The sequence below is a fragment of the Streptomyces sp. NPDC001339 genome (genome assembly GCF_042895955.1).
Taxonomy (GTDB): domain Bacteria; phylum Actinomycetota; class Actinomycetes; order Streptomycetales; family Streptomycetaceae; genus Streptomyces.
The window spans coordinates 36,525-57,352 of record NZ_JBIAWT010000018.1 but is presented as its reverse complement, the minus strand read 5'-3'; the positions used below and the strand labels follow the sequence as shown (position 1 = coordinate 57,352).

20 protein-coding genes are annotated in these 20,828 nt (G+C 70.2%); 6 read left to right on the top strand and 14 right to left on the bottom strand.

From position 1 onward, the window contains the following. The first annotated feature begins 149 nt into the window (after positions 1-149). Positions 150-731, top strand: coding sequence for a SigE family RNA polymerase sigma factor (locus ACFY12_RS33520; RefSeq protein ID WP_390719776.1), 582 nt, complete (start codon positions 150-152; stop codon positions 729-731). A gap of 339 nt (positions 732-1,070) precedes the next feature. Here the strand turns inward: ACFY12_RS33520 and ACFY12_RS33515 are convergent, their stop codons facing one another. After that, positions 1,071-1,193: a hypothetical protein gene (locus ACFY12_RS33515; RefSeq protein ID WP_390719743.1), complete on the bottom strand. Its 123-nt coding sequence runs from the start codon at positions 1,191-1,193 to the stop codon at positions 1,071-1,073. A gap of 70 nt (positions 1,194-1,263) precedes the next feature. Between ACFY12_RS33515 and ACFY12_RS33510 the strand changes: the two genes are divergently transcribed. Genes ACFY12_RS33510 through cseC form a run of 3 tightly spaced genes read left to right on the top strand, consistent with a single transcriptional unit; the run spans position 1,264 to position 3,743 of the window. Continuing rightward, on the top strand, positions 1,264-1,710 hold the full coding sequence (locus ACFY12_RS33510; RefSeq protein ID WP_390719742.1) for a hypothetical protein: 447 nt from the start codon (positions 1,264-1,266) through the stop codon (positions 1,708-1,710). Between the two features lie 9 nt (positions 1,711-1,719). Then, positions 1,720-2,430 (top strand): two-component system response regulator CseB, encoded by a 711-nt coding sequence (cseB, locus tag ACFY12_RS33505; protein ID WP_390719741.1) that lies wholly within the window; start codon positions 1,720-1,722, stop codon positions 2,428-2,430. 8 nt (positions 2,431-2,438) lie between these two features. After that, on the top strand, positions 2,439-3,743 hold the full coding sequence (gene cseC / locus ACFY12_RS33500) for a two-component system sensor histidine kinase CseC (RefSeq protein WP_390719740.1): 1,305 nt from the start codon (positions 2,439-2,441) through the stop codon (positions 3,741-3,743). A gap of 148 nt (positions 3,744-3,891) precedes the next feature. On the opposite strand, the gene ACFY12_RS33495 is transcribed toward cseC, so the two are convergent. Further along, positions 3,892-5,403, bottom strand: coding sequence for an MDR family MFS transporter (locus ACFY12_RS33495; RefSeq protein WP_390719775.1), 1,512 nt, complete (start codon positions 5,401-5,403; stop codon positions 3,892-3,894). 289 nt (positions 5,404-5,692) lie between these two features. On the opposite strand from ACFY12_RS33495, the gene ACFY12_RS33490 reads away from it, so the two are divergent. Continuing rightward, entirely contained in the window at positions 5,693-6,298 is a 606-nt protein-coding gene (locus ACFY12_RS33490; protein WP_390719739.1) for a TetR/AcrR family transcriptional regulator, read from the top strand. Here ACFY12_RS33490 and ACFY12_RS33485 read toward each other — a convergent pair whose 3' ends face one another. Continuing rightward, complete coding sequence (locus ACFY12_RS33485; protein ID WP_390719738.1) at positions 6,299-6,964, bottom strand: M23 family metallopeptidase; 666 nt, start codon at positions 6,962-6,964, stop codon at positions 6,299-6,301. It lies immediately after the preceding gene. Positions 6,965-7,702: 738 nt separating this feature from the next. After that, a complete protein-coding gene (locus ACFY12_RS33480; RefSeq protein WP_390719737.1) occupies positions 7,703-10,228 on the bottom strand; it encodes an ATP-dependent Clp protease ATP-binding subunit in 2,526 nt (841 codons plus the stop codon). A gap of 497 nt (positions 10,229-10,725) precedes the next feature. On the opposite strand from ACFY12_RS33480, the gene ACFY12_RS33475 reads away from it, so the two are divergent. Further along, positions 10,726-11,469: an SCO3374 family protein gene (locus tag ACFY12_RS33475; RefSeq protein WP_390719736.1), complete on the top strand. Its 744-nt coding sequence runs from the start codon at positions 10,726-10,728 to the stop codon at positions 11,467-11,469. Here ACFY12_RS33475 and ACFY12_RS33470 read toward each other — a convergent pair. The 10 genes from ACFY12_RS33470 to ACFY12_RS33425 all read right to left on the bottom strand — a co-directional run bounded on the left by ACFY12_RS33470 (position 11,400) and on the right by ACFY12_RS33425 (position 20,771). After that, positions 11,400-11,735 carry an Lsr2 family protein gene (locus ACFY12_RS33470; protein ID WP_390719735.1) on the bottom strand — a complete coding sequence of 112 codons (336 nt, stop codon included), beginning with the start codon at positions 11,733-11,735 and terminating at the stop codon, positions 11,400-11,402. The two genes, ACFY12_RS33475 and ACFY12_RS33470, sit on opposite strands and share 70 nt — an antisense overlap. A 224-nt stretch (positions 11,736-11,959) precedes the next feature. Beyond that, the gene (locus ACFY12_RS33465) at positions 11,960-12,478 is read right to left on the bottom strand and encodes an amino-acid N-acetyltransferase (protein WP_390719734.1); all 519 of its coding nucleotides are present in this window, start codon (positions 12,476-12,478) and stop codon (positions 11,960-11,962) included. Positions 12,479-12,487: 9 nt separating this feature from the next. After that, positions 12,488-12,955 carry a BlaI/MecI/CopY family transcriptional regulator gene (locus ACFY12_RS33460; RefSeq protein ID WP_390719774.1) on the bottom strand — a complete coding sequence of 156 codons (468 nt, stop codon included), beginning with the start codon at positions 12,953-12,955 and terminating at the stop codon, positions 12,488-12,490. A 254-nt stretch (positions 12,956-13,209) separates the two neighbouring features. Continuing rightward, on the bottom strand, positions 13,210-13,389 hold the full coding sequence (locus ACFY12_RS33455) for a hypothetical protein (RefSeq protein WP_390719733.1): 180 nt from the start codon (positions 13,387-13,389) through the stop codon (positions 13,210-13,212). 61 nt (positions 13,390-13,450) lie between these two features. Then, entirely contained in the window at positions 13,451-14,116 is a 666-nt protein-coding gene (locus ACFY12_RS33450; RefSeq protein ID WP_390719732.1) for a hypothetical protein, read from the bottom strand. Between the two features lie 263 nt (positions 14,117-14,379). After that, the gene (locus ACFY12_RS33445) at positions 14,380-15,177 is read right to left on the bottom strand and encodes a type III pantothenate kinase (RefSeq protein WP_390719731.1); all 798 of its coding nucleotides are present in this window, start codon (positions 15,175-15,177) and stop codon (positions 14,380-14,382) included. Positions 15,178-15,182: 5 nt separating this feature from the next. After that, positions 15,183-16,307, bottom strand: coding sequence for a carboxylating nicotinate-nucleotide diphosphorylase (gene nadC, locus ACFY12_RS33440; RefSeq protein ID WP_390719730.1), 1,125 nt, complete (start codon positions 16,305-16,307; stop codon positions 15,183-15,185). Beyond that, on the bottom strand, positions 16,304-18,385 hold the full coding sequence (locus ACFY12_RS33435) for an L-aspartate oxidase (protein WP_390719729.1): 2,082 nt from the start codon (positions 18,383-18,385) through the stop codon (positions 16,304-16,306). Before ACFY12_RS33435 ends, nadC begins: the two co-directional genes overlap by 4 nt. Next, positions 18,382-19,614 (bottom strand): pantoate--beta-alanine ligase, encoded by a 1,233-nt coding sequence (gene panC / locus ACFY12_RS33430; protein ID WP_390719728.1) that lies wholly within the window; start codon positions 19,612-19,614, stop codon positions 18,382-18,384. Before panC ends, ACFY12_RS33435 begins: the two co-directional genes overlap by 4 nt. After that, the gene (locus tag ACFY12_RS33425) at positions 19,611-20,771 is read right to left on the bottom strand and encodes a DUF2520 domain-containing protein (RefSeq protein ID WP_390719727.1); all 1,161 of its coding nucleotides are present in this window, start codon (positions 20,769-20,771) and stop codon (positions 19,611-19,613) included. Before ACFY12_RS33425 ends, panC begins: the two co-directional genes overlap by 4 nt. Positions 20,772-20,828: the final 57 nt, after the last annotated feature.

Below are 20,828 nucleotides of genomic sequence, written 5' to 3'. Positions count from 1 at the left end.
CTGTTACACAACCGAGGGTTTTCCGTGCACTCGCTGTGGGGCCCACGCACACTACGCCGCAACACCCCCTCCGTAGCGTCTTCCCCGTGCTGGAGACGACCGCCGGCACGGACAACGTGGGGAATCGCAAGCGGATCGGAGGCGTCAACATGGCGACCAGCGGCGGCAAGGTACTGGACTTCGAAGAGTACGTGCGTACGCGGCAGGAGGCCCTGCTGCGCAGTGCCAGGCGCCTGGTTCCCGATCCGGTTGACGCCCAGGACCTCCTCCAGACGGCCCTGGTCCGCACCTACGGCCGCTGGGACGGCATAGCGGACAAGTCGCTGGCGGACGCCTACCTCCGCCGCGTCATGATCAACACTCGGACGGAGTGGTGGCGGGCGCGCAAGCTGGAGGAGGTGCCCACCGAGCAGCTCCCGGACGCGAGCGTGGACGACGGCACCGAGCAGCGCGCGGACCGTGCCCTGCTGATGGACATCCTCGGGGTGCTGGCCCCGAAGCAGCGCAGCGTCGTCGTACTGCGGCACTGGGAGCAGATGAGCACCGAGGAGACCGCTGCCGCGCTCGGCATGTCCACCGGAACGGTCAAGAGCACCCTGCACCGCGCGCTGGCCCGGCTGCGCCAGGAGCTGGAGTCGCGCGACATCGACGCTCGGGTGCTGGAGCGCGGTGCGCAGGGACGTGGTGTGCAGGGACGTGGTGTGCAGGAAAGGGAGCGCTGCGCGGCCTGACCCCGCGGCGCGCCACCAGTGCCGTATCAGCGGAAGCGGTGGTGGCAGCAGTGGTAGTGGTGGCAGTGGCGTCACGTGTGAGAACGGCCCGTGCGTACGGCCCGTACGAACGATCTGTGAGAACGGTCACGGAAGCCGTCACGTCCACCGATGCCGTACGGTTCACAGCTCGGCGCGCGACAATCACATCAGGAACGGCAGCAGCAGGAGCGGCAGCTGTGCGAGCAGCACGGTGAGCGGGTACGGATTGTCCAGGAACAGGTGGCCCAGGATCGGGTTGACCAGAGGCGGCGCGGCCACGGCAGGTGTGGCCGCCGTCGGCCTTCTGCTGGCCGGATGTCATTCCGGGGCCGAGGGCGTCCGCCCCGAGGGTTCGGCGAGCAGCTCGACCGCGTCGAAGGGCACGGCGAGCGCGAGCACCGCGCCCGGCCGCGCCGCCACTCCCGCCCCCACTGCTCCCACTGCCCCCACTTCTCCCACCCCCGCTCCCAGCGCTCCCACCGGTGCCACGAAGGCCGACATCGTCCACCTGATGAAGGACGACCCCAAGGTCAGCGCGGATGTGAAGAAGTCCCTGTACAAGCCCTGTGCGGCCGATGAGTACGCGATCGATGTGACCTATGCGTCACTGACCGGCAGCGAGGCTCCGGATGTCATCGTCAACGTCATGACCTGCGCGGATTCCGTGGGCATCGGCTCGTACGTCTACCGCAGGAGCAGCGGCGCGCGGGACGGGTATGACAACGTGTACGCGAATGAGCAGCCGTCGGTCCACGCGGGGATCAGCAAGGGTGAGCTGGAGATCTCCACACAGACCTACGCGCCCAGTGACAAAGTGTGCTGCCCGTCCGGTGAGAACGTGGTGGTGTACCGCTGGACCAAGGACCGCTTCGCCGAGCACGAGAAGTATCACACCGACTACAGCAAGACCACGGTCGCCGGCGGCACGCCGGACGACAGTGCGGTATCGGAGGGCTGAGAGAACCACATGGCCGAGACCCATGTCCTCTTCGTCGAGGACGACGACGTCATCCGTGAGGCCACCCAACTCGCCCTGGAGCGGGACGGGTTCGTGGTCACCGCTATGCCGGACGGGCTTGCGGGCCTGGAGGCGTTCCGCGCCAACCGCCCCGACATCGCCCTGCTGGATGTGATGGTGCCGGGGCTGGACGGCGTCAGCCTGTGCCGGCGGATCCGTGACGAGTCGACGGTGCCGGTGATCATGCTGTCGGCGCGTGCCGACTCGATCGATGTGGTGCTGGGCCTGGAGGCGGGCGCGGACGACTACGTCACCAAGCCGTTCGACGGTGCGGTGCTGGTCGCCCGGATCCGCGCCGTGCTGCGCCGCTTCGGCCACGCCAGCGGGCCGGACGGCGGTAAACCGGCGGCGGACGAGGCGGGCGTGCCCGTCGAGTCGGTGCTGCGCTTCGGTGATCTCGAGGTCGACACAGAGGGCATGGAGGTGCGCAAAGGCGGCCAGAACGTCGCGCTGACGCCCACCGAGATGCGGCTGCTGCTGGAGTTCTCCAACGCCCCGGGTACGGTCCTGTCGCGGGACCAGCTGCTGGAGCGGGTCTGGGACTACGGCTGGGGCGGTGACACCCGGGTCGTGGACGTCCATGTCCAGCGGCTGCGCGGCAAGATCGGCCAGGACCGGATCGAAACGGTCCGGGGCTTTGGATACAAGCTGAGAGGCTGACACCTCCGGTGGTCAGACTGGCCCTGCGGACGGGGCTGAGATGGAAGCTCAGCGCCGCGATCGCGCTCGTCGGAGCGCTGGTCGCGGTCGCGCTGAGCATTGTCGTACACAACGCGGCCCGGCATTCGATGCTCGACAACAGCCGGGATGTGCAGATCGAGCGGCTCAACTTCACGCAGAAGATCTTCGAGTCCACCAACCGGCTGCAGTTCGGCGCGAAGCTCGACGATCCGGCGATGCCGCGGGAGCTGCGCGCGGGGATCGCCAAGGGCGAGCGGGCCACCTACCTCCAGGACACCGGGGAGACCGCTCCCGAGGTCTGGGCCGCCTCGCCGCTGGGCGACGGCCGGGTGCTGTCCATGCACGACCACTTCCCGGACCGCTTCGCCGTTCTGGAGGACCTGGACCGGGCGCTGCTCGTCGGCTCGACCGCGGTGGTGGTCGGTGGCTGTGCGCTGGGCGTACTGGTCGGCGGACGGCTGTCCAAGCGGCTGCGCAAGGCGGCCGCGGCGGCCGGCAAGCTGGCCGACGGGGACACCGCGGTGCGGATCCGTGACGAGGTCGGCGGCGGGCGGGTGCACGACGAGACCGACGATCTGGCCTGGGCCGTCGACGCGATGTCGGACGCCCTTCAGGAGCGCATCGAGGCCGAGCGCCGGGTGACCGCCGATATCGCCCATGAGCTGCGCACACCGGTCACCGGCCTGCTCACCGCGGCCGAACTGCTGCCGCCCGGCCGCCCGTCGGAGCTGGTACGGGACCGGGCGCAGGCGCTGCGCACCCTGGTCGAGGACGTGCTGGAGGTGGCCCGGCTCGACGGCTACGCCGAGCGCGCCGAGCTCCAGGACGTCGCGCTCGGCGAGTTCGTGATCCGCCGGGTCCGGGCCCTCGACCCGGACATCACCGTCGAGGTCGTACGGGACGCCGAGGTCACCACGGATCCGCGCCGCCTGGAGCGGATCCTGGGCAATCTCATCGCGAACGCCGCCCGGCACGGCAGGCCGCCGATCGAGGTCACCGTCGAGGGCAGGGTGCTGCGGGTCCGCGACCACGGCCCGGGCTTCCCGGAGGCGCTGCTCCGGGAGGGGCCGAGCCGGTTCCGCACCGGCAGCAGCGACCGGGCCGGCCGCGGCCACGGCCTGGGCCTGACGATCGCGACCGGCCAGGCCCGGGTGCTGGGCGCCCGGCTCACCTTCCGTAACGCGGATGAGCTCACGGACGGCTCGACCGGGGCGGTGTCCGTGCTGTGGCTGCCGGAGAACGCGCCGACGAACACGGGGAGCTTTCCGGTCATCCATCTTCCGGACCGGTAGTCGTCTCTTCCGGGCCGGTAGTCGTCCCGGACCGGTAATCGCCCCGGACCGGCCGTCCTGCCGGTGCCGCAATACGGTGCCCCGATACGGCGGGCGGCCCCCGGCACGGATGCCGGGGGCCGCCTCGGGGCCGAGAACGCAGGCCGGGTCAGACGGTCTCCGCCACTGCCACCCGGTCCACCGGAGCGTCCCCACCCTCCGGGTTCTCCGCCGGCTTGGCGGGCCCGCCGCGCAGCGGTACTTCCTTCAGGAACCACGCCGCCGCGAAGCCGATGACGCTGACCACCGCGCCCCAGACGAAGACCTGGTGGGTGCCGGAGGCCACCGCGTGCGCGTACGCGTCCTTGACCATCGGCGGGAGCTTGGCCAGGCTCTTCGGGTCCATCTGGGCCCCACCGCTGGTGATCTTCTCGGCGGCCTTGCCGATCCGTTCGGTCATTGTGGACTGCACCTGACTGGTGAAGATCGCACCGAAGATCGCGACGCCGAAGGAGCCGCCGATCGTACGGAAGAGGGTGGCGGACGAGGAGCCGACGCCCATGTCCTTCATCTCGACGCTGTTCTGGGCTATCAGCATGGTGGTCTGCATCAGGAAGCCCATACCAACGCCGAGCACCGCCATGAAGGCACCCGAGGTGAAGCGCGTGGTGCCGGTGTCCATGAGGGACAGCAGCGCCAGCCCCGCGGTGATCAGCGCGCCGCCGCCCACGACGAAGATCTTGTACTTGCCGGTCTGGGTGGTGAACCGGCCGGCGACCAGCGAGACGGCCATCATCGCCAGCAGCATCGGAAGCAGCAGCAGACCCGAGTTGGTGGCCGAGGCGCCCTGCACGGTCTGCTGGAACAGCGGCAGGAACGTCATCGACCCGAACATCACAAAGCCGACCAGGAAGCCGATGACGGTGACGAGCGAGAAGTTGCCGTTACGGAAGATGTGCAGCGGCAGCACCGGCTCGCTGACCTTGCGCTCCACCAGGACAAAGGCCACCAGCGCCAGCACACCGGCGATGCCGAGGCCGACGATCTGGCTGGAGAGCCAGTCGTACTCGGTGCCGCCCCAGGTGGTGATCAGCACCAGGGCCGTGATGCCGAGGGTGAGCAGCGCGGCGCCCACATAGTCGATCCGGGTCTGCGACCGCTTCTTCGGCAGGTGCAGCACCGTGGTGATCATGACCAGGGCGACCGCGCCGAGCGGCAGGTTGATGTAGAAGCTCCAGCGCCAGCCGAGGTGGTCGGTGAGGGTGCCGCCGACCAGCGGTCCGCCGATCATGGCGACGGCCATGACACCGGCCATCATGCCCTGGTACTTGCCGCGTTCCCGCGGCGGGATCAGGTCACCGATGATCGCCATGACGCCGACCATCAGACCGCCCGCGCCCAGGCCCTGTACGGCGCGGAAGCCGATCAGCTGGCCCATGTCCTGGGCCATGCCGGAGAGCGCCGAGCCGATCAGGAAGATCACGATGGAGGTGAGGAAGACGCCCTTGCGTCCGTACATGTCGCCGAGCTTGCCCCAGATGGGTGTGGAGGCCGCGGTGGCGAGGGTGTAGGCGGTGACCACCCAGGAAAGGTGGCTCATTCCGCCGAGCTCGCCGACGATGGTCGGCATCGCGGTGCCGACGATCATGTTGTCCAGCATGGCGAGCAGCATCGCGATCATCAGCGCGAAGAGCACGACGCGTACGCTCGCCGGCTGCTTGTCCCCGTCCGCGCCCGCTGGGGACGCGGGCTGCGGTCCGTCCGCCGTCGCGGACGCGCCGGATGTTGTTCTCTCCCCCGTCGGGGTCGCGGATCGCGACTTCCCCATTGTTCCACTCCCACTTACTTGCCGACCGGCTAGTTCACTACGCTGGAGAAGGTAGGTGACCTACTAGCCGGGCGTCAAGTAAGTTTCTCTGGAACCCGCCTGGGCAGCCCTCTGACCAGTACCGACAAGCAGGAGAAGCACCGTGAGCACACCGCAGGCGCGCAGGGGGAACACCCGACAGCGCATTCAGGACGTCGCTCTGGAGCTGTTCGCCGAGCAGGGCTACGACAAGACCTCACTACGCGAGATCGCCGAGCGGCTGGAGGTCACCAAGGCGGCGCTCTACTACCACTTCAAGTCCAAGGAAGACATCGTCATCAGTGTGTTCCAGGACGTGACCAGGCCCATCGACGAGCTGATCGCCTGGGCCGAGGGGCAGCCGCGCACCCTGGAGACCAAGCAGCGGCTGATCAGCGAGTACAGCGAGTGCCTGCGCTCCGCCGGGCCCTTCTTCCACTTCATGCACCAGAACCAGGCGACGGTGCGCGAGCTGACCATCGGCGAGAGCTTCCGGCAGCGTCTGCTGACCCTCTCCGGGTTCCTCAAGGAGCCCGATGCCGAGCTGGTGGATCAGGTGCGCTGCATCACGGCGCTGTTCGCCCTGCAGGCCCATCTCTTCGCCGCCCAAAGCCTGGAAGGCGACCCCGAGGACAAGCGCAGGGCTTTCCTCGAGGTCGCCACAGAACTGGTCACGGCGGCAAACCCGCCGAGCCGCCGGCCAGTCCGGCCGGATTCAGCTCAGACGTGATCAGACGGTCACGCCGTGAGCCCGCAGGAATCCGGTCGGCTCGATGCCCGTCCCGTAGTTGGGGCCGGTGCGGACCTCGAAGTGCAGGTGGGGACCGGTGGAGTTGCCGGTGCTGCCGACCAGGCCGATCTGCTGGCCGGTGGAGACGTTCTGACCGACCTTGATCTGCACCGATGACAGGTGTGCGTACTGGGAGTACATGCCGTTGTCGTGCTTGATCACGATGGCGTTGCCGTACGCGGGGCCGTCGATGTTCAGGCCGGCCTTGACGACGGTGCCACCGTGCACGGCCTTGACCGGGGTGCCGCTCGATGCGACGAAGTCCTGACCGCTGTGGCTGTGCGACCACATGTTGCCGGCGAGACCGAAGGTGGAGCCGAGGGTGTACTTGTCCAGCGGCGTCACCCACGCGTTGGCCTTCTTCGCCGCGTCCTGCTTCGCCTTCGCAGCGGCCTGCTGGGCGTCGGCGGCGGCCTTGACCTGAGCGTCGGCCTGGGCGGCGACGGTCGAGCCGACGCCCGAGGTGAGACCCAGCAGCCCGCTGTCGGCGGCGGAGGCGACACCGGCGCCGAGCGCCGCGGTGATGCCGATACCGGCGGCCACGACGGCGACGCGGTTACGCAGCACGGACTTCTTGGAATTACGTATGGCGGTGGACTTCGACATGCGGGTTTACCCTCCGGGGAAATTGATTGGTTTCCCGGCTGCGGACCGGGAGCGCCATCCCTTGGTAACCCGCATCAAGCCCCTCGCCAAGGGGCCCTTTCTACTACCGCACCCCGTATGACGGACGAGGGAATATCCCTCTCGCATTCACCGAGCCCATCCCCACCAACCCCCTCAAAACGGACAGGAGGGGACGCGCTCGGGCACCCACCACAGCCCCCTGATCAGTGGTTTCTGCCCTGTACGGCACGGGCGCAGCCGCACCCCGGCCGACCGCCTCTGCCGCCCCTGCCGCATCCGCCGCGAATCCCCGGCCGTCACCCTCTCCCCTCCCCTAACCCCTCTAGTAGTCCCGGAATCCCTGTGCGCCATATCACGACAGGAAGAGATCCAATTTCCCCTCCATGTGAACTGGGTTACTCGAAAACGTGTGATGTGGATTACCCGGATCCGCCCGATATTCCATTCACCGCACTATCGGGATCGCCGAATTCGTGACCGCCACCACACCACACAGCGCCACGCCGCCCGAAGGCGGGATGGCGGATGGCCACATAGCTGGATGACTGGATACCCGGATGCCTGGATGGCTGGATGGCTGGATTCAGAGTTCATGGCCGAAAATGGTCCCCACCCGAAAAGGGACTGCCCCGAAACCGTTTCTCACGGTTTCGGGGCAGTCCCTTATCTGTGTGCGTTGCCTGCGCCGCTTAACGGCTCAGGTGTCGCTTATCAGGATCAGGCGTCCTTGCTCAGGTTCGGGCCCGAGCCGCCGGTGGCGGACTCGATCGGCGGGGCGTCCGGCAGGGCCGCCTTCTCCTCGCCGCGGAAGGTGAACTTGGCGTTCTCCCCCTCGCCCTCGACATCGACGACCACGATGTGGCCCGGACGCAGCTCGGCGAAGAGGATCTTCTCCGAGAGGGCGTCCTCGATCTCGCGCTGGATCGTGCGGCGCAGCGGACGGGCGCCGAGCACCGGGTCGTACCCGCGCTTGGCCAGCATCTTCTTGGCCTCGCCGCTGAGCTCGATGCCCATGTCGCGGTCCTTGAGCCGCTCGTCCACCTTGGCGATCATCAGGTCGACGATCTGGATGATGTCTTCCTCGGTGAGCTGGTGGAAGACGACGGTGTCGTCGACACGGTTGAGGAACTCGGGCCGGAAGTGCTGCTTGAGCTCCTCGTTGACCTTGGCCTTCATCCGTTCGTAGCCGGTCTTGACGTCGCCCTGGGCCGCGAAGCCGAGGTTGAAGCCCTTGGAGATGTCCCGGGTGCCGAGGTTGGTCGTCATGATGATGACGGTGTTCTTGAAGTCCACGACCCGGCCCTGGGAGTCGGTCAGGCGACCGTCCTCCAGGATCTGCAGCAGCGAGTTGAAGATGTCCGGGTGGGCCTTCTCGACCTCGTCGAAGAGGACGACCGAGAACGGCTTGCGGCGGACCTTCTCCGTCAGCTGACCGCCCTCTTCGTAGCCGACGTAGCCGGGGGGCGAGCCGAACAGCCGCGAGACGGTGTGCTTCTCGCTGAACTCCGACATGTCGAGGGAGATCAGGGCGTCCTCGTCGCCGAAGAGGAACTCGGCGAGCGTCTTGGACAGCTCGGTCTTACCGACACCGGACGGGCCGGCGAAGATGAACGAGCCACCGGGACGCTTGGGGTCCTTCAGGCCGGCGCGGGTACGGCGGATGGCCTGGGAGAGCGCCTTGATGGCGTCCTTCTGCCCGATGACGCGCTTGTGGAGCTCGTCCTCCATGCGGAGCAGGCGGCTGGACTCCTCCTCGGTGAGCTTGAAGACCGGGATGCCCGTGGCCGTGGCCAGGACCTCGGCGATCAGCTCCTCGTCCACCTCGGCGACGACGTCCATGTCGCCGGCCTTCCACTCCTTCTCCCGCTTCGCCTTGGCGGCCAGGAGCTGCTTCTCCTTGTCGCGCAGGCCCGCGGCCATCTCGAAGTCCTGCGAGTCGATCGCGGACTCCTTCTCCCGGCGCACATCGGCGATCTTCTCGTCGAATTCGCGCAGGTCCGGCGGCGCGGTCATCCGGCGGATCCGCATCCGGGAGCCGGCCTCGTCGATCAGGTCGATGGCCTTGTCCGGCAGGAACCGGTCGGAGATGTAGCGGTCGGCGAGGGTGGCCGCCGCGACCAGCGCGGAGTCCGTGATGGAGACGCGGTGGTGCGCTTCGTAGCGGTCCCGCAGACCCTTGAGGATCTCGATGGTGTGCGGCAGCGACGGCTCGGCGACCTGGATGGGCTGGAAGCGGCGCTCCAGCGCGGCGTCCTTCTCCAGGTGCTTGCGGTACTCGTCGAGCGTGGTGGCACCGATGGTCTGCAGCTCGCCTCGCGCCAGCATGGGCTTGAGGATGCTGGCGGCGTCGATCGCGCCCTCGGCGGCGCCCGCACCCACGAGGGTGTGGAGCTCGTCGATGAACAGGATGATGTCGCCGCGGGTGCGGATCTCCTTGAGGACCTTCTTCAGGCGCTCTTCGAAGTCACCCCTGTAGCGGGAGCCGGCGACCAGGGCGCCGAGGTCGAGGGTGTAGAGGTGCTTGTCCTTGAGGGTCTCGGGCACCTCGCCCTTGACGATGGCCTGGGCCAGGCCCTCGACGACCGCCGTCTTGCCGACGCCGGGCTCGCCGATGAGGACCGGGTTGTTCTTCGTACGGCGCGAGAGCACCTGCATGACCCGCTCGATCTCCTTCTCGCGCCCGATGACCGGGTCGAGCTTGGATTCGCGGGCGGCCTGGGTGAGGTTGCGGCCGAACTGGTCCAGGACGAGGGAGGTCGAGGGCGTGCCCTCGGCGGGGCCGCCGGCCGTGGCGGCCTCCTTGCCCTGGTAGCCGGAGAGCAGCTGGATGACCTGCTGCCGCACCCGGTTGAGATCGGCGCCCAGCTTCACCAGGACCTGGGCTGCGACGCCCTCGCCCTCGCGGATCAGGCCGAGCAGGATGTGCTCCGTGCCGATGTAGTTGTGGCCGAGCTGGAGGGCCTCGCGGAGCGACAGCTCCAGGACCTTCTTGGCACGCGGGGTGAAGGGAATGTGCCCGGACGGGGCCTGCTGGCCCTGGCCGATGATCTCCTCCACCTGCTGGCGGACCGCCTCGAGCGAAATCCCGAGGCTCTCCAGGGCCTTAGCGGCGACACCCTCACCCTCGTGGATCAGGCCCAGGAGGATGTGCTCGGTGCCGATGTAGTTGTGGTTGAGCATCCGGGCTTCTTCCTGAGCCAGGACGACAACCCGCCGCGCACGGTCGGTGAACCTCTCGAACATCGTTAATCGCTCCTCAGAGCGGTCAGGCAGTTAGGGGTCGGTCCCCTCCCTGTCCTTCCGCATGCTAGTCCCGCAGGGCGGGACAGCTCATTCCAACTGCCGACACCCGTCCGGATCACCCCCGCTCCGGCGGGGAAATGTACTGCCGAACAGCTGACATCTGCTCCAACTCGATGGTGCGAGACGATGTTCCCGCAGGCCAGGCATATACGCCGTCCGCCGCTACGCCCGTGGCGAACGCGGCCCTGCCCGACACACCGTCGGCATCCCGCCATCGCCGGGACCGCGGCGCCGTGTGCGCCGGTCACACCGTCTCTTTCCACTGAGACTGTCTTACCCGCCGCCACTGACACTCCATGCGGCGCGGGCAGCTTCCATCCGCTACGGGCGAACATCCGCGCGCCGCCGAATGCTCCGTCGCACCTCACGGAGAGCACACACAGTTTCCGGAATTCCACCCAGCGTAACTTCCTGGAGGGTGCGGAGTTGCACCGGGCATGGCCCGCGTGCCCTTTCCGCACCCCCGCAGCCCCCTCGCCGCCGTCCGCCGGTGGTACGAGGACGAGCTGGGCTGGCCGACCACCGGTGCGGCACCGGTGGAACTGCTGACGGGGCTGCGCTTCGACGCCCTGGAGATGCCGTATGACGCGGGGTGCGCCGTACTGCGGCGCTGGCCGCACACCGGCCCGGTGGCGCTGCTGCACACCGGACGCGACGGAAATCAGCCCGGTGATCGGCCGAAACTGCTCGTGTTCATCGCGGCCGGCGGCGCCGAGGAACTCCCGGGAATCCTGGAATGGCTGGAGTGGGGCCCTCTGGCGCCGGATCTCACCGCCCGTGGGGCCGGAGACCGGATGCCCGCGCCGGCATTCCCCGCCGGCGCTCCGCCGGAGTCGGCGCCCGGCGGATTCCGCTCGCGGGAGGCCGCGGAACCCGGCGGATTCGGACCGCGGGAGGCCGCGGAATGGGTGCGGCCTCCCCGACCCGGGTACGAGGCGGAGAATTCCCTGCCCGCCACGGGGATCGGGGCAGGTACCGGGGACCGCGGAAGCGCCCCCGACCTCGTACGACTCGTGAGCACGGCGGCGACGGAGTGCCACCGTGCCCGGTTGGTGCGTGCTCGTAATGGCCGGAGTGCTCGTAATGGCCAATCGGACCGCGCGTGCGGCGATCAGGCGTTGGCCTTCTCGAATGCCTCGCGAATGTCGGCGGGGACACGGCCGCGGTCATTGACGTTGTAGCCGTTCTCCTTCGCCCAGGCGCGGATCTTCGCGGTGTCCTGGCTTCCCGCGGAAGCCGTCGCGCGACCCTTGCCGCGGGCGCCGGAACGGCCACCGGTCTTGCGGCCCGCCTTCACGAACTCCGCAAGCGAGTCACGCAGCTTGTCGGCGTTGGAGTCCGAGAGGTCGATCTCGTAGGACTTACCGTCGAGAGCGAACGTCACCGTCTCGTGGGCCTCGCCGCCGTCGAGGTCGTCGACAAGAAGAACCTGAACCTTCTGTGCCACGGGTTTCCCTTTCATCGAATGCGGATTACGACGGAAAGCAAACCGCTTTTCCGGGAAAAACACAAACCCTTGGGTAGGGTTCACTTGCCCACAGACAGGGGAACGCATGCTTCCCTGGCCACTTCCCTGGCCTGAGATAGGGCGCTAGCCATGAGATAGGGGAGCGATTCGGACATAGAACACTCTTCACAGGTACAGATCGCAGGCGAGATCCCAGGTGCGGATCACAGATGCAGAAGCATCCGGCTGTTACCGAGGGTGTTGGGCTTCACTCGTTCGAGACCGAGGAACTCCGCAACGCCCTCGTCATAGGAACGCAGCAGCTCGCTGTAGACATCCCCGTCCACGGGTGCCTCACCGATCTCCACGAAGCCGTGCTTGCCGAAGAAGTCGACTTCGAAGGTGAGACAGAAAATGCGCCGCACTCCGAGCCAGCTCGCGGTGCGCAGCAGCTTGTCCAGCACCTGATGGCCGACTCCCGACCCCTTCAGCCGCGGATCCACGGCCAGGGTGCGGACCTCGGCGAGGTCTTCCCACATGACGTGGAGTGCCCCGCAGCCGACGACCTCGCCGTCTTCGTCGCGCTCCGCGACCCAGAACTCCTGAATGTCCTCGTAAAGCGTGACGGTCGCCTTGTCGAGCAGGATCCCGTCACGTGAGTAGGCGTCGATGAGCCGGCGTACGGCCGGTACATCACTGGTCCTGGCACGGCGGACGGTGAGCCCTTTTGAATGGGGAGGCATGCCCGGACGCTATCGCCCCTTGCCCTCGCCGCCCGTCCCGGGTTCGCCCCGTTCCTCGGATCCGGCTTCACGGCCCGCTCGCGGTCCCTCTCCGGCCCGTTCTCCGGCCCGTTCTTCGGCCCGTTCTTCGGCCCGTTCTTCGGCTCGTTCGTCGTCGGCCTGGACGATCCGTACAGCATCGCGCAGGGCATGGCGCTGGTCCGGCGACATCATGCCGAAGAAGGCCACGAGTGCGGCGGCCGGGTTGTCACTGGCGGACCATGCCTCGTTCATCAGTGCGGCCGCGTAGGCGGCGCGTGTGGAGACCGCCTCATATCGATAGGCGCGGCCTTCCGCTTCGCGGCGCACCCAGCCCTTCTGATGAAGGTTGTCCAATACGGTCATGACCGTTGTGTAGGCGATCGACCGTTCCTTCTGCAGATCTTCCAGGACTTCTCGAACGGTGACCGGGCGGTTCCACTCCCAGACCCGCGTCATGACCGCGTCTTCCAGATCACCCAATGGCCTCGGCACACAAGAACAATAGTCGTAGATGTCAGGAATGTCCGTTGTTCTGGTGCGTGTGCGCCTGTTCTCGCGCGTGTGCGCCGACTCGTCGCGTCGCGCGTCGCAGCACGCGTCGCTCGTCGCAGCACGCGTCGCTCGTCGCGGCGAAGGAATCCCACGGCATGCGTACGGCCCGGGACGCTCGGGTCCCGGGCCGTACGGGTGCGCTGCGCCCGTCGGGCGGTTCAGGCGCCGTGCGCCGTGGGGCTCTGGCCGGAGGACTCCGCGCGGGCCAGTGCGGAGTCCACGGCGGCGTCCTCCTTGGCCTTGTTCGCGCCGCCCTGGCTCTTGATGATCGTGACGATCAGGAAGGTGAAGGCCACGGCCATCACCGCGGGCGGGAGCAGCGCTGCGACGTAATCCATGACGAAGGGCCTCCCTGGCGGGCATGAGCATCCGGACGTACCCCGTCAGCCTACGCAGCCCTCAGGCGGTGCGGCTCGCGGGGGGCCGAGCGGGCTTGCGGCGGGGCGGGAAGACCTCGCCGGGCGTGGGGATCGGCCGGTCGCGCCGTGGGACTTTCGGCTGCGGCGCGGGCGCAGGTGCGGGCGCCGGCGCGGGGTCCGGCTTGCGCTCCGGTTTCGGCTCGCGAGCGGGGTCCGGCTCCCGCCCGCCGCGGGCCCCTGAGCGGCCGCCCGGCAGTGCGCGCAGCCGTACCCGTACGGAGTGTTCGGCCAGGCGCTCACAGTGGCGCAGCAGGGCGCCGCGGCGCTCGCGTACGGCCGGACCGGCGTGCCGGGTGGGCAGCGCACGCAGCGCGGCGAGGTCCTCGGGGCCGGGGGTGTGGCCGGCCTCCAGGGCCTCGGTCAGCAGCGCGAGGTAGCCGGCGGCCGTAGCGGGCAGGGCTTCGCGATAGCGGGCGAGGTCGGCGAGCAGGAAGGCGCGCAGCCGGCCGCCTTCGCTGACCGCCTCGTCGACGGCCTCGGCCAGCCGGAGATATTCCTGGATGTCCCGCGCACCCTCGGGGCCGGGGGCGGCCGGCGGGGCGGGGCAGGGGGTCGTCCGGAGGGCGTGGGCGAGGGCGCGACGGAGCACACGCAACTCTTCGGCGCTGAACGCCACGCCGCCGCGGGTTCCGTTTGGCATTGGCATATAGCGACTTTACGACCTATTTGGACAAAAGCCGCTTAATTCGTGAATGGTGGCGCGGCAGCGAGCCGCACCGCCTCGCACCGGCGCGCGACCGTCAGACCGTCACCTCGAGCCGCCTCGCGTCGCCGTCCCGCGGCCGGTCGCCGGTTACGCCGGGGTCGCCGGTTACGCCGAGGTCGCCGACTGCGCCCGGCTGGCGTTGCGCCCGGCCGGCAGCCGACGTTCACGCCCGGTCGGCGTTACGCCGGGCCGACAGCCGGCGTTCACGCCCGGCCGACGTTGCGCTCGTACACCAGGCGCAGCCCGATCAGGGTCAGCCAGGGCTCGTGCGCATCGATCACCGAGGACTCGCCGAGCACCATCGGGGCCAGCCCGCCGGTGGCGATCACGGTCACCTCGTCCGGCTCCTCGGCCAGCTCCCGCGCCATCCGCTGGACCACGCCGTCGACCTGGCCGGCGAAGCCGTAGAGGATGCCGGACTGCATCGCCTCGACGGTGTTCTTGCCGATGACGCTGCGCGGCCGGGCCAGTTCGATCTTGCGGAGCTGGGCGCCCTTGACCCCCAGCGCGTCCACCGAGATCTCGATGCCCGGCGCGATCACGCCGCCCACGTACTCGCCGCGCGCGCTGACCGCGTCGAACGTCGTGGCCGTACCGAAGTCCACGACCACCGCCGGGCCGCCGTAGAGCTCGACCGCCGCCAGGGCATTGATGATCCGGTCGGCGCCGACCTCCTTCGGGTTGTCCATCAGGACCGGAACGCCCGTCTTGACGCCCGGCTCCACCAGGACGGCGGGCACGTCCCCGTAGTAGCGCCGGGTGACCTCGCGCAGCTCGTGCAGGACGGAGGGCACGGTGGAGCAGATGGAGATGCCCTCGATGCCGTCGCCCAGGTCGTCGCCGAGCAGCGGGTGCATGCCCATCAGGCCCTGCAGCAGCACGGCGAGTTCGTCGGCGGTGCGGCGGGCGTCGGTGGAGATGCGCCAGTGCTCGACGATCTCATCGCCGTCGAAGAGGCCCAGGACGGTGTGGGTGTTTCCTACGTCGATGGTCAGCAGCATGGCGGTCAGCGCTCGTTCCGGTGCTTGTCGTCCGCCCCGTGCTCGTCGTCCGCTCCTTCGGCTTCTTCGCCCACGGCTTCCACGGCTACGGCGTCCACGGCCACGGCTTCGTCGTCCTCGCGCAGGTCGAGGCCGATGTCGAGGATCGGGGAGGAGTGCGTCAGCGACCCGACGGCCAGGTAGTCGATGCCGGTCTCGGCGTACGTACGGGCGTTGTCCAGGGTGAGCCGGCCCGAGGACTCCAGCATCGCGCGCCCGGCGACCAGTTCCACGGCCTCCCGGGTCTGCTCCGGGGTGAAGTTGTCCAGCAGGATGAGCTCGACGCCCTGGGCGAGGATCGGCGGGATCTGGTCGAGCCGGTCGACCTCCACCTCGATCGGCACCCCGGGGAACTCCTCCCGTACGGCGGCGAACGCCGCGGCCACCCCGCCGGCCGCGACCACGTGGTTGTCCTTGATCAGCGCCGCGTCGGACAGCGACATCCGGTGGTTGACGCCGCCACCGCAGCGCACCGCGAACTTCTCCAGGGCGCGCAGCCCCGGCGTCGTCTTACGGGTGTCGCGGACCTTGGCCTTGGTCCCCTCCAGGGCGTCCGCCCAGGCCCGGGTCGCGGTGGCGATGCCCGACAGCCGGCAGAGGAGGTTCAGCGCGCTGCGTTCGGCGGTGAGCAGATCGCGGGTACGGGTGGTGACCGTCAGCAGCTTGGCGCCGGCCGCGACCCGGTCGCCGTCCTCGACGTGCCGCTCGACCGCGAACTCCTCGGTGCACACGAGGGAGAGCACCGCCTCGGCGATCCGCAGCCCGGCGACCGTACCGGCCTCTCGCGCGGTGAAGTCACCAGTGGCGAACGCGTCCGCCGGGATGGTGGCCACGGTCGTGACGTCCACCCCCTGGTCGAGGTCCTCCTCGATGGCGAGGTGCGCGATGTCCTCGACCTGTACGGGGTCGAGCCCGGCGGCGACCAGGAGGGCGGCCAGGTCGGGGTCGAGTCCACAGGTCAGCGGGTCGATCCCGGACGAGCCGTCGTCGCCGGCGCACCCGCAGGCGTCGCCGCAGCCGCCACCGGTGGGGACGCCGCCGGCGGGCCCGCCGATCTGGGGGAAGGGGAGGTCGTCGGTGGTGCTGCTCACGGGGTGGGCTCCGTATTCGGGGAGTCGGTGGTGGGTGTGTTCGGGGACCCAGCGGTGGTGGGCGCGTTCGGGGAGTCGACGGTGGAGGGCGCGTTCGAGGAGTCGACGGTGGGGAGCGCGTTCGGGGAGTCGACGGTGGGTGGGAAGTCGGCGGTCGCCGTCGTATGGATGCGTAGCGCGCGGTCCGCCCCCAGGGTGATGCGGAAGTGGCGGCGCCAGGAGGCATCGTCCCGGTCCGGGTGGTCCTCGCGCCAATGGCAGCCGCGGGTCTCCGCGCGGCGCTGAGCGGCGGCGACCAGCACCCGGGCGACACACAGCAGGTTGGTGGCCTCCCAGGCCTCCACACCGGGCTCGGGCACCTTGTGGGTGGTCTCGGGGGACCCCAGGGAGCCAGGGGCCTCGCCGGTGGCCTCGGGGCCGTCGTCGCCGTTCCCGGCGGCCGCCGCCTCCCTCGCTTCGCGGTGGATCCGGTCCAGCTCCGCGGCCGCCCGGGCGAGGCTGTCGGCGCTGCGCAGCACGCCGGCCCCGGTGGTCATGATCCGCTGGACTTCGCCCCGGGCCTCGGGGGCGAGCAACGGCAGCGCGGTACGAGGCGCCGGGGCGCCCGCGGGCCCGGTCGTGGTCGTGGACACCGGCGCGGGGGCGGACACCGGCGCGGGGGCCGGGCACCCGGGTACGCCGCTGCCGGAGGTGTCACCACCGGGTACGCCACCACCGGGACCGCCGGCGATGTCCGAGGCGATCCGCTCGGCGAAGACCAGGCCCTCCAGGAGGGAGTTGGAGGCGAGCCGGTTGGCACCGTGGACGCCGGTGCAGGCGACCTCGCCGCACGCGTAGAGGCCGGGCACCGTGGTGCGGCCGTGCAGGTCGGTGCGGACGCCTCCGGAGGCGTGGTGAGCGGCCGGGGCGACCGGTATCGGTTCGGTGACCGGGTCGATGCCGTGGCTGCGGCAGGCGGCCAGGATGGTCGGGAAGCGGGTCTCCCACATCCGGGCGCCGAAGTGCCGGGCGTCCAGATACATGTGGTCGACGCCCTGTTCGTGCGCCCGGCGCCGGATCGCCTTGGCGACGATGTCGCGCGGCGCCAGCTCGGCGAGCTCGTGCTGCCCGACCATGAAACGCGTGCCGTCGGCGTCGACGAGGTGCGCGCCCTCGCCCCGTACGGCCTCGGAGATCAGCGGCTGCTGGCCCTCCGCCTCCGGGCCCAGGTACAGGACCGTGGGGTGGAACTGCACGAATTCGAGGTCCGACACCTCGGCGCCGGCCCGCAGCGCCAGGGCCACCCCGTCTCCCGTGGAGACGGCCGGGTTGGTGGTCGCGGAGAAGACCTGCCCCATGCCCCCGGTGGCGAGGACCACGGCCGGGGCGTGTACGGCGCCGACGCCGTCGTGCTGGCCCTCCCCCATGACGTGCAGGGTGACGCCGGACGTACGGCCGTCGGCGTCCGTGAGCAGGTCGAGGACGAGGGCGTTCTCGATGGTGCGCAGTCCGGCGGCGCGGACCGCGTCGACCAGTGCGCGGGAGATCTCGGCGCCGGTGGCGTCACCGCCGGCGTGCAGGATACGGCGGCGGTGGTGGCCGCCCTCGCGGGTGAGCGCCATCTCGTCGCTGTCCGGTGCCGTGTCGAAGCGGGCACCGGCCGCGATGAGCCGGTGGACGGCGTCCGGGCCTTCGGTGACCAGGGTCCGTACGGCCGCCTCGTCGCACAGCCCGGCGCCCGCGACGAGGGTGTCGGCCAGATGCTGCTCAGGGGAGTCGCCGTCGCCCAGTGCCGCGGCGATTCCGCCCTGCGCCCACCGGGTGGAGCCGTCGTCCAGGCGGGCCTTGGTGACGACGACCGTCCGGCGCCCGGCCGCGGCGCAGCGCAGCGCGGCGGTCAGCCCGGCCACTCCGGAGCCCACGACGACGACGTCCGCGTCGATGGCCCAGCCGGGGGCGGGGGCGGTCAGGCGTATAGCGGTGCCCGGTACGGGGTCGAGGTCCGTGCCCGGTACGGGGTCAAGGGCCGTGCCTGGTACGGGATGGGGGCCGTGGCCGGTGTCTGTTCCGGTGGCGGGGCCTGTTCCGGTGACCGTCATCGGGTCCCTCCGAGGGGGCCTTGGGGAGCGTGGGGAGTGCGGGGATCGCGGGCAGCGTGGGAAGTGCGGGAAGTGCGGGGAGCACTTGTCGGCGGTACGTCCGTGCCGGTGCGGGTCGGTACGTCGGTGCCTGTGCCGGTCGGTACGTCGGTGCCTGTGCCGGTCGGTACGAAAGTGAGCCGGATGTTGTCGATGAGACGGGTCGTGCCGACCTTGGCGGCGACCGCGAGGACCGCCTCGCCTTCGTAGGAGTCCGCGATCTCGGTGAAGTCCGACGGATCGACCAGCGCCAGGTAGTCGAGCCTGAGCGGTGGCTCCAGCCGGGCGGCGTCGTCCAGGACGGCGCGGGCCGCGGCACGTGCCACGGACGGCCCGTGCGGGGGGCCGGCGGCGGCGTAGGCGACGGCGTGCGCGTCGGCGGCGGCCCGGTCCTCACCGAGGGCGGCCAGCGCCGCGGAGCGGTCCTGTGCGGGGTGGCCCGTGGAGACGGCGCGGGCGCGCAGCGCCTCTTCGGCGGTGAGCCGGTCGCGGGCCGCGAACAGGGCCGCGGAGAGCGCGAGCGCGGTGCGCCGCTCCGGGGTGGACAGATAGCGGTTGCGGCTGGAGAGGGCGAGCCCGTCCTCCTCTCGTACCGTCGGAACGCCGACGATCTCCACCGGGAAGTTCAGGTCGGCGGCCATCCGCGTGATCACGGCGAGCTGCTGGGCGTCCTTCTGGCCGAAGAACGCGAGGTCCGGCGCGGTCAGGTGCAGCAGCTTGGCGACGACGGTCAGCACCCCGTCGAAGTGTCCCGGGCGGCTGGCGCCCTCCAGGAGCGTGCCCATGGGACCCGCGGTGATCCTTACCTGCGGCTCTCCGCCCGGGTAGACCTCGTCGGCGGACGGCGCGAACACCACGTCCGCGCCCGCCGCGACGGCCAGCTCGATGTCCTCGTCCAGGGTCCGCGGATAGCGGTCCAGGTCCTCGCCCGCCCCGAACTGCAGCGGATTGACGAAGACCGTGACGACGACCTGTCCCTGCGGCCCGACGCGCCGGCGGGCGGCGCGGATCAGGGTGGCATGGCCCTCGTGCAGTGCCCCCATGGTCATGACGACGGCCCGCCCGCCACTGGGGCGCGGGAGGGCGCGGAGGGCGCCGGCGGTGTGGAGGAGGACCGTGGAAGCGGGGGCGGAAGCGGGCGTGGGGGTGGGGGTAGGCGTGGGAGTGGGGGTGGACGGCGAGGAATTCATCGGTCGTCTCCCTCGGGGCCGTGGTCAGGTCCCTCAAGGCCGCGGCCGGGCGCGTCAGGACCGTCATCGGAGGTGTCAGGGCCAGAGTCATGGCCAGGGCCCACGCCACGGGTACCGGGGCCCGCATCGGGGCGGCCGGAGCGGTCATCGGGGCCGCCGGAGCCGTCACCCGGGCTGCCGGCGTTCGGGCTGTCGGCATCGGGGGCGGCCGCGCTGCCGACATCCGGGGCGGCCGGGCCCGGGCGGGGGCCCTCACCGGCGTCCGCGAGCACATCGAGCAGGTCCTCGGCCAGTTCCGGCTTCAGCAGGCCCTGGACCAGCGCCCGGTCCGCGGTCATACGGGCCATCGCGAGGTACCCGGCAACGCTCTGCGGCGAGTGCCGGCGCAGCTCGGCGACATGGGCGGCGACGGTGCCCGCGTCACCGCGCGCGACCGGACCCGTCAGCGCGGCGTCGCCGGAGCGCAGCGCGTTGTCCAGCGCGGCGCCGAGCAGCGGGCCCAGCATCCGGTTCGGCGCCTGCACACCGGCGTCGCCGAGCAGCTCCATCGCCTGGGCGACCAGGGTGACCAGGTAATTCGCACCGATCGCCAGCGCCGCGTGGTAGAGCGGACGGGCGGATTCCGTGATCCATTCCGGCTCGCCGCCCATCTCGATGACCAGCGCCTCGGCGGCCATCCGCAACTCATCGGGCGCGGTCACACCGAAGGAGCAGCCGGCCAGCCGCTGGACGTCCACGGAGGTGCCGGTGAACGTCATGGCCGGGTGGAGGGCGAGCGGCAGCGCGCCGGCCCGGGTGGCCGGTTCCAGGACCGCCGTCCCGTAGCGCCCGGAGGTGTGCACCAGCAGCTGGCCCGGCCGTACGGCACCGGTCTCCGCGAGGCCGCGTACCAGGCCGGCGAGGGCGTCGTCGGGGACCGTCAGCAGGACGAGCTCGGCACGGGCGAGCACCTCGGCCGGAGTGACCACGGGGACACCGGGCAGCAGCTCGGCCGCGCGTCGCCGGGAGGCGTCGGAAACCCCCGACACGGCGACCGGGCGGTGCCCTGCGAGCCGCAGCGCCGCGGCGAGGGCAGGCCCCACACGTCCCGCGCCGACGACTCCTACGGTCAGCCGTGCGGGGCGGTCCTGGGCCTCGATAGGTGGGTTTGCGTTCACGCGGCGATGGCCTTCCGTTCCAGTCCGCGGAGGGGTACCGGACGATTCCTCGCCATG

Bases quoted from the DNA above. Each gene is read 5' to 3' on its own strand.
- ACFY12_RS33455 (WP_390719733.1), bottom strand. From the start codon at position 13,389: ATGGATTACGTCGCAGCGCTGCTCCCGCCCGCGGTGATGGCCGTGGCC.
- ACFY12_RS33520 (WP_390719776.1), top strand. From the start codon at position 150: ATGGCGACCAGCGGCGGCAAGGTACTGGACTTCGAAGAGTACGTGCGT.
- ACFY12_RS33465 (WP_390719734.1), bottom strand. From the start codon at position 12,478: ATGCCTCCCCATTCAAAAGGGCTCACCGTCCGCCGTGCCAGGACCAGT.
- ACFY12_RS33510 (WP_390719742.1), top strand. From the start codon at position 1,264: ATGAAGGACGACCCCAAGGTCAGCGCGGATGTGAAGAAGTCCCTGTAC.
- ACFY12_RS33495 (WP_390719775.1), bottom strand. From the start codon at position 5,403: ATGATCGCGATGCTGCTCGCCATGCTGGACAACATGATCGTCGGCACC.
- ACFY12_RS33450 (WP_390719732.1), bottom strand. From the start codon at position 14,116: ATGCCAATGCCAAACGGAACCCGCGGCGGCGTGGCGTTCAGCGCCGAA.
- panC (WP_390719728.1), bottom strand. From the start codon at position 19,614: ATGAATTCCTCGCCGTCCACCCCCACTCCCACGCCTACCCCCACCCCC.
- ACFY12_RS33485 (WP_390719738.1), bottom strand. From the start codon at position 6,964: ATGTCGAAGTCCACCGCCATACGTAATTCCAAGAAGTCCGTGCTGCGT.
- ACFY12_RS33460 (WP_390719774.1), bottom strand. From the start codon at position 12,955: ATGACGCGGGTCTGGGAGTGGAACCGCCCGGTCACCGTTCGAGAAGTC.
- ACFY12_RS33435 (WP_390719729.1), bottom strand. From the start codon at position 18,385: ATGACGGTCACCGGAACAGGCCCCGCCACCGGAACAGACACCGGCCAC.
- ACFY12_RS33445 (WP_390719731.1), bottom strand. From the start codon at position 15,177: ATGCTGCTGACCATCGACGTAGGAAACACCCACACCGTCCTGGGCCTC.
- cseB (WP_390719741.1), top strand. From the start codon at position 1,720: ATGGCCGAGACCCATGTCCTCTTCGTCGAGGACGACGACGTCATCCGT.
- ACFY12_RS33475 (WP_390719736.1), top strand. From the start codon at position 10,726: ATGGCCCGCGTGCCCTTTCCGCACCCCCGCAGCCCCCTCGCCGCCGTC.
- ACFY12_RS33480 (WP_390719737.1), bottom strand. From the start codon at position 10,228: ATGTTCGAGAGGTTCACCGACCGTGCGCGGCGGGTTGTCGTCCTGGCT.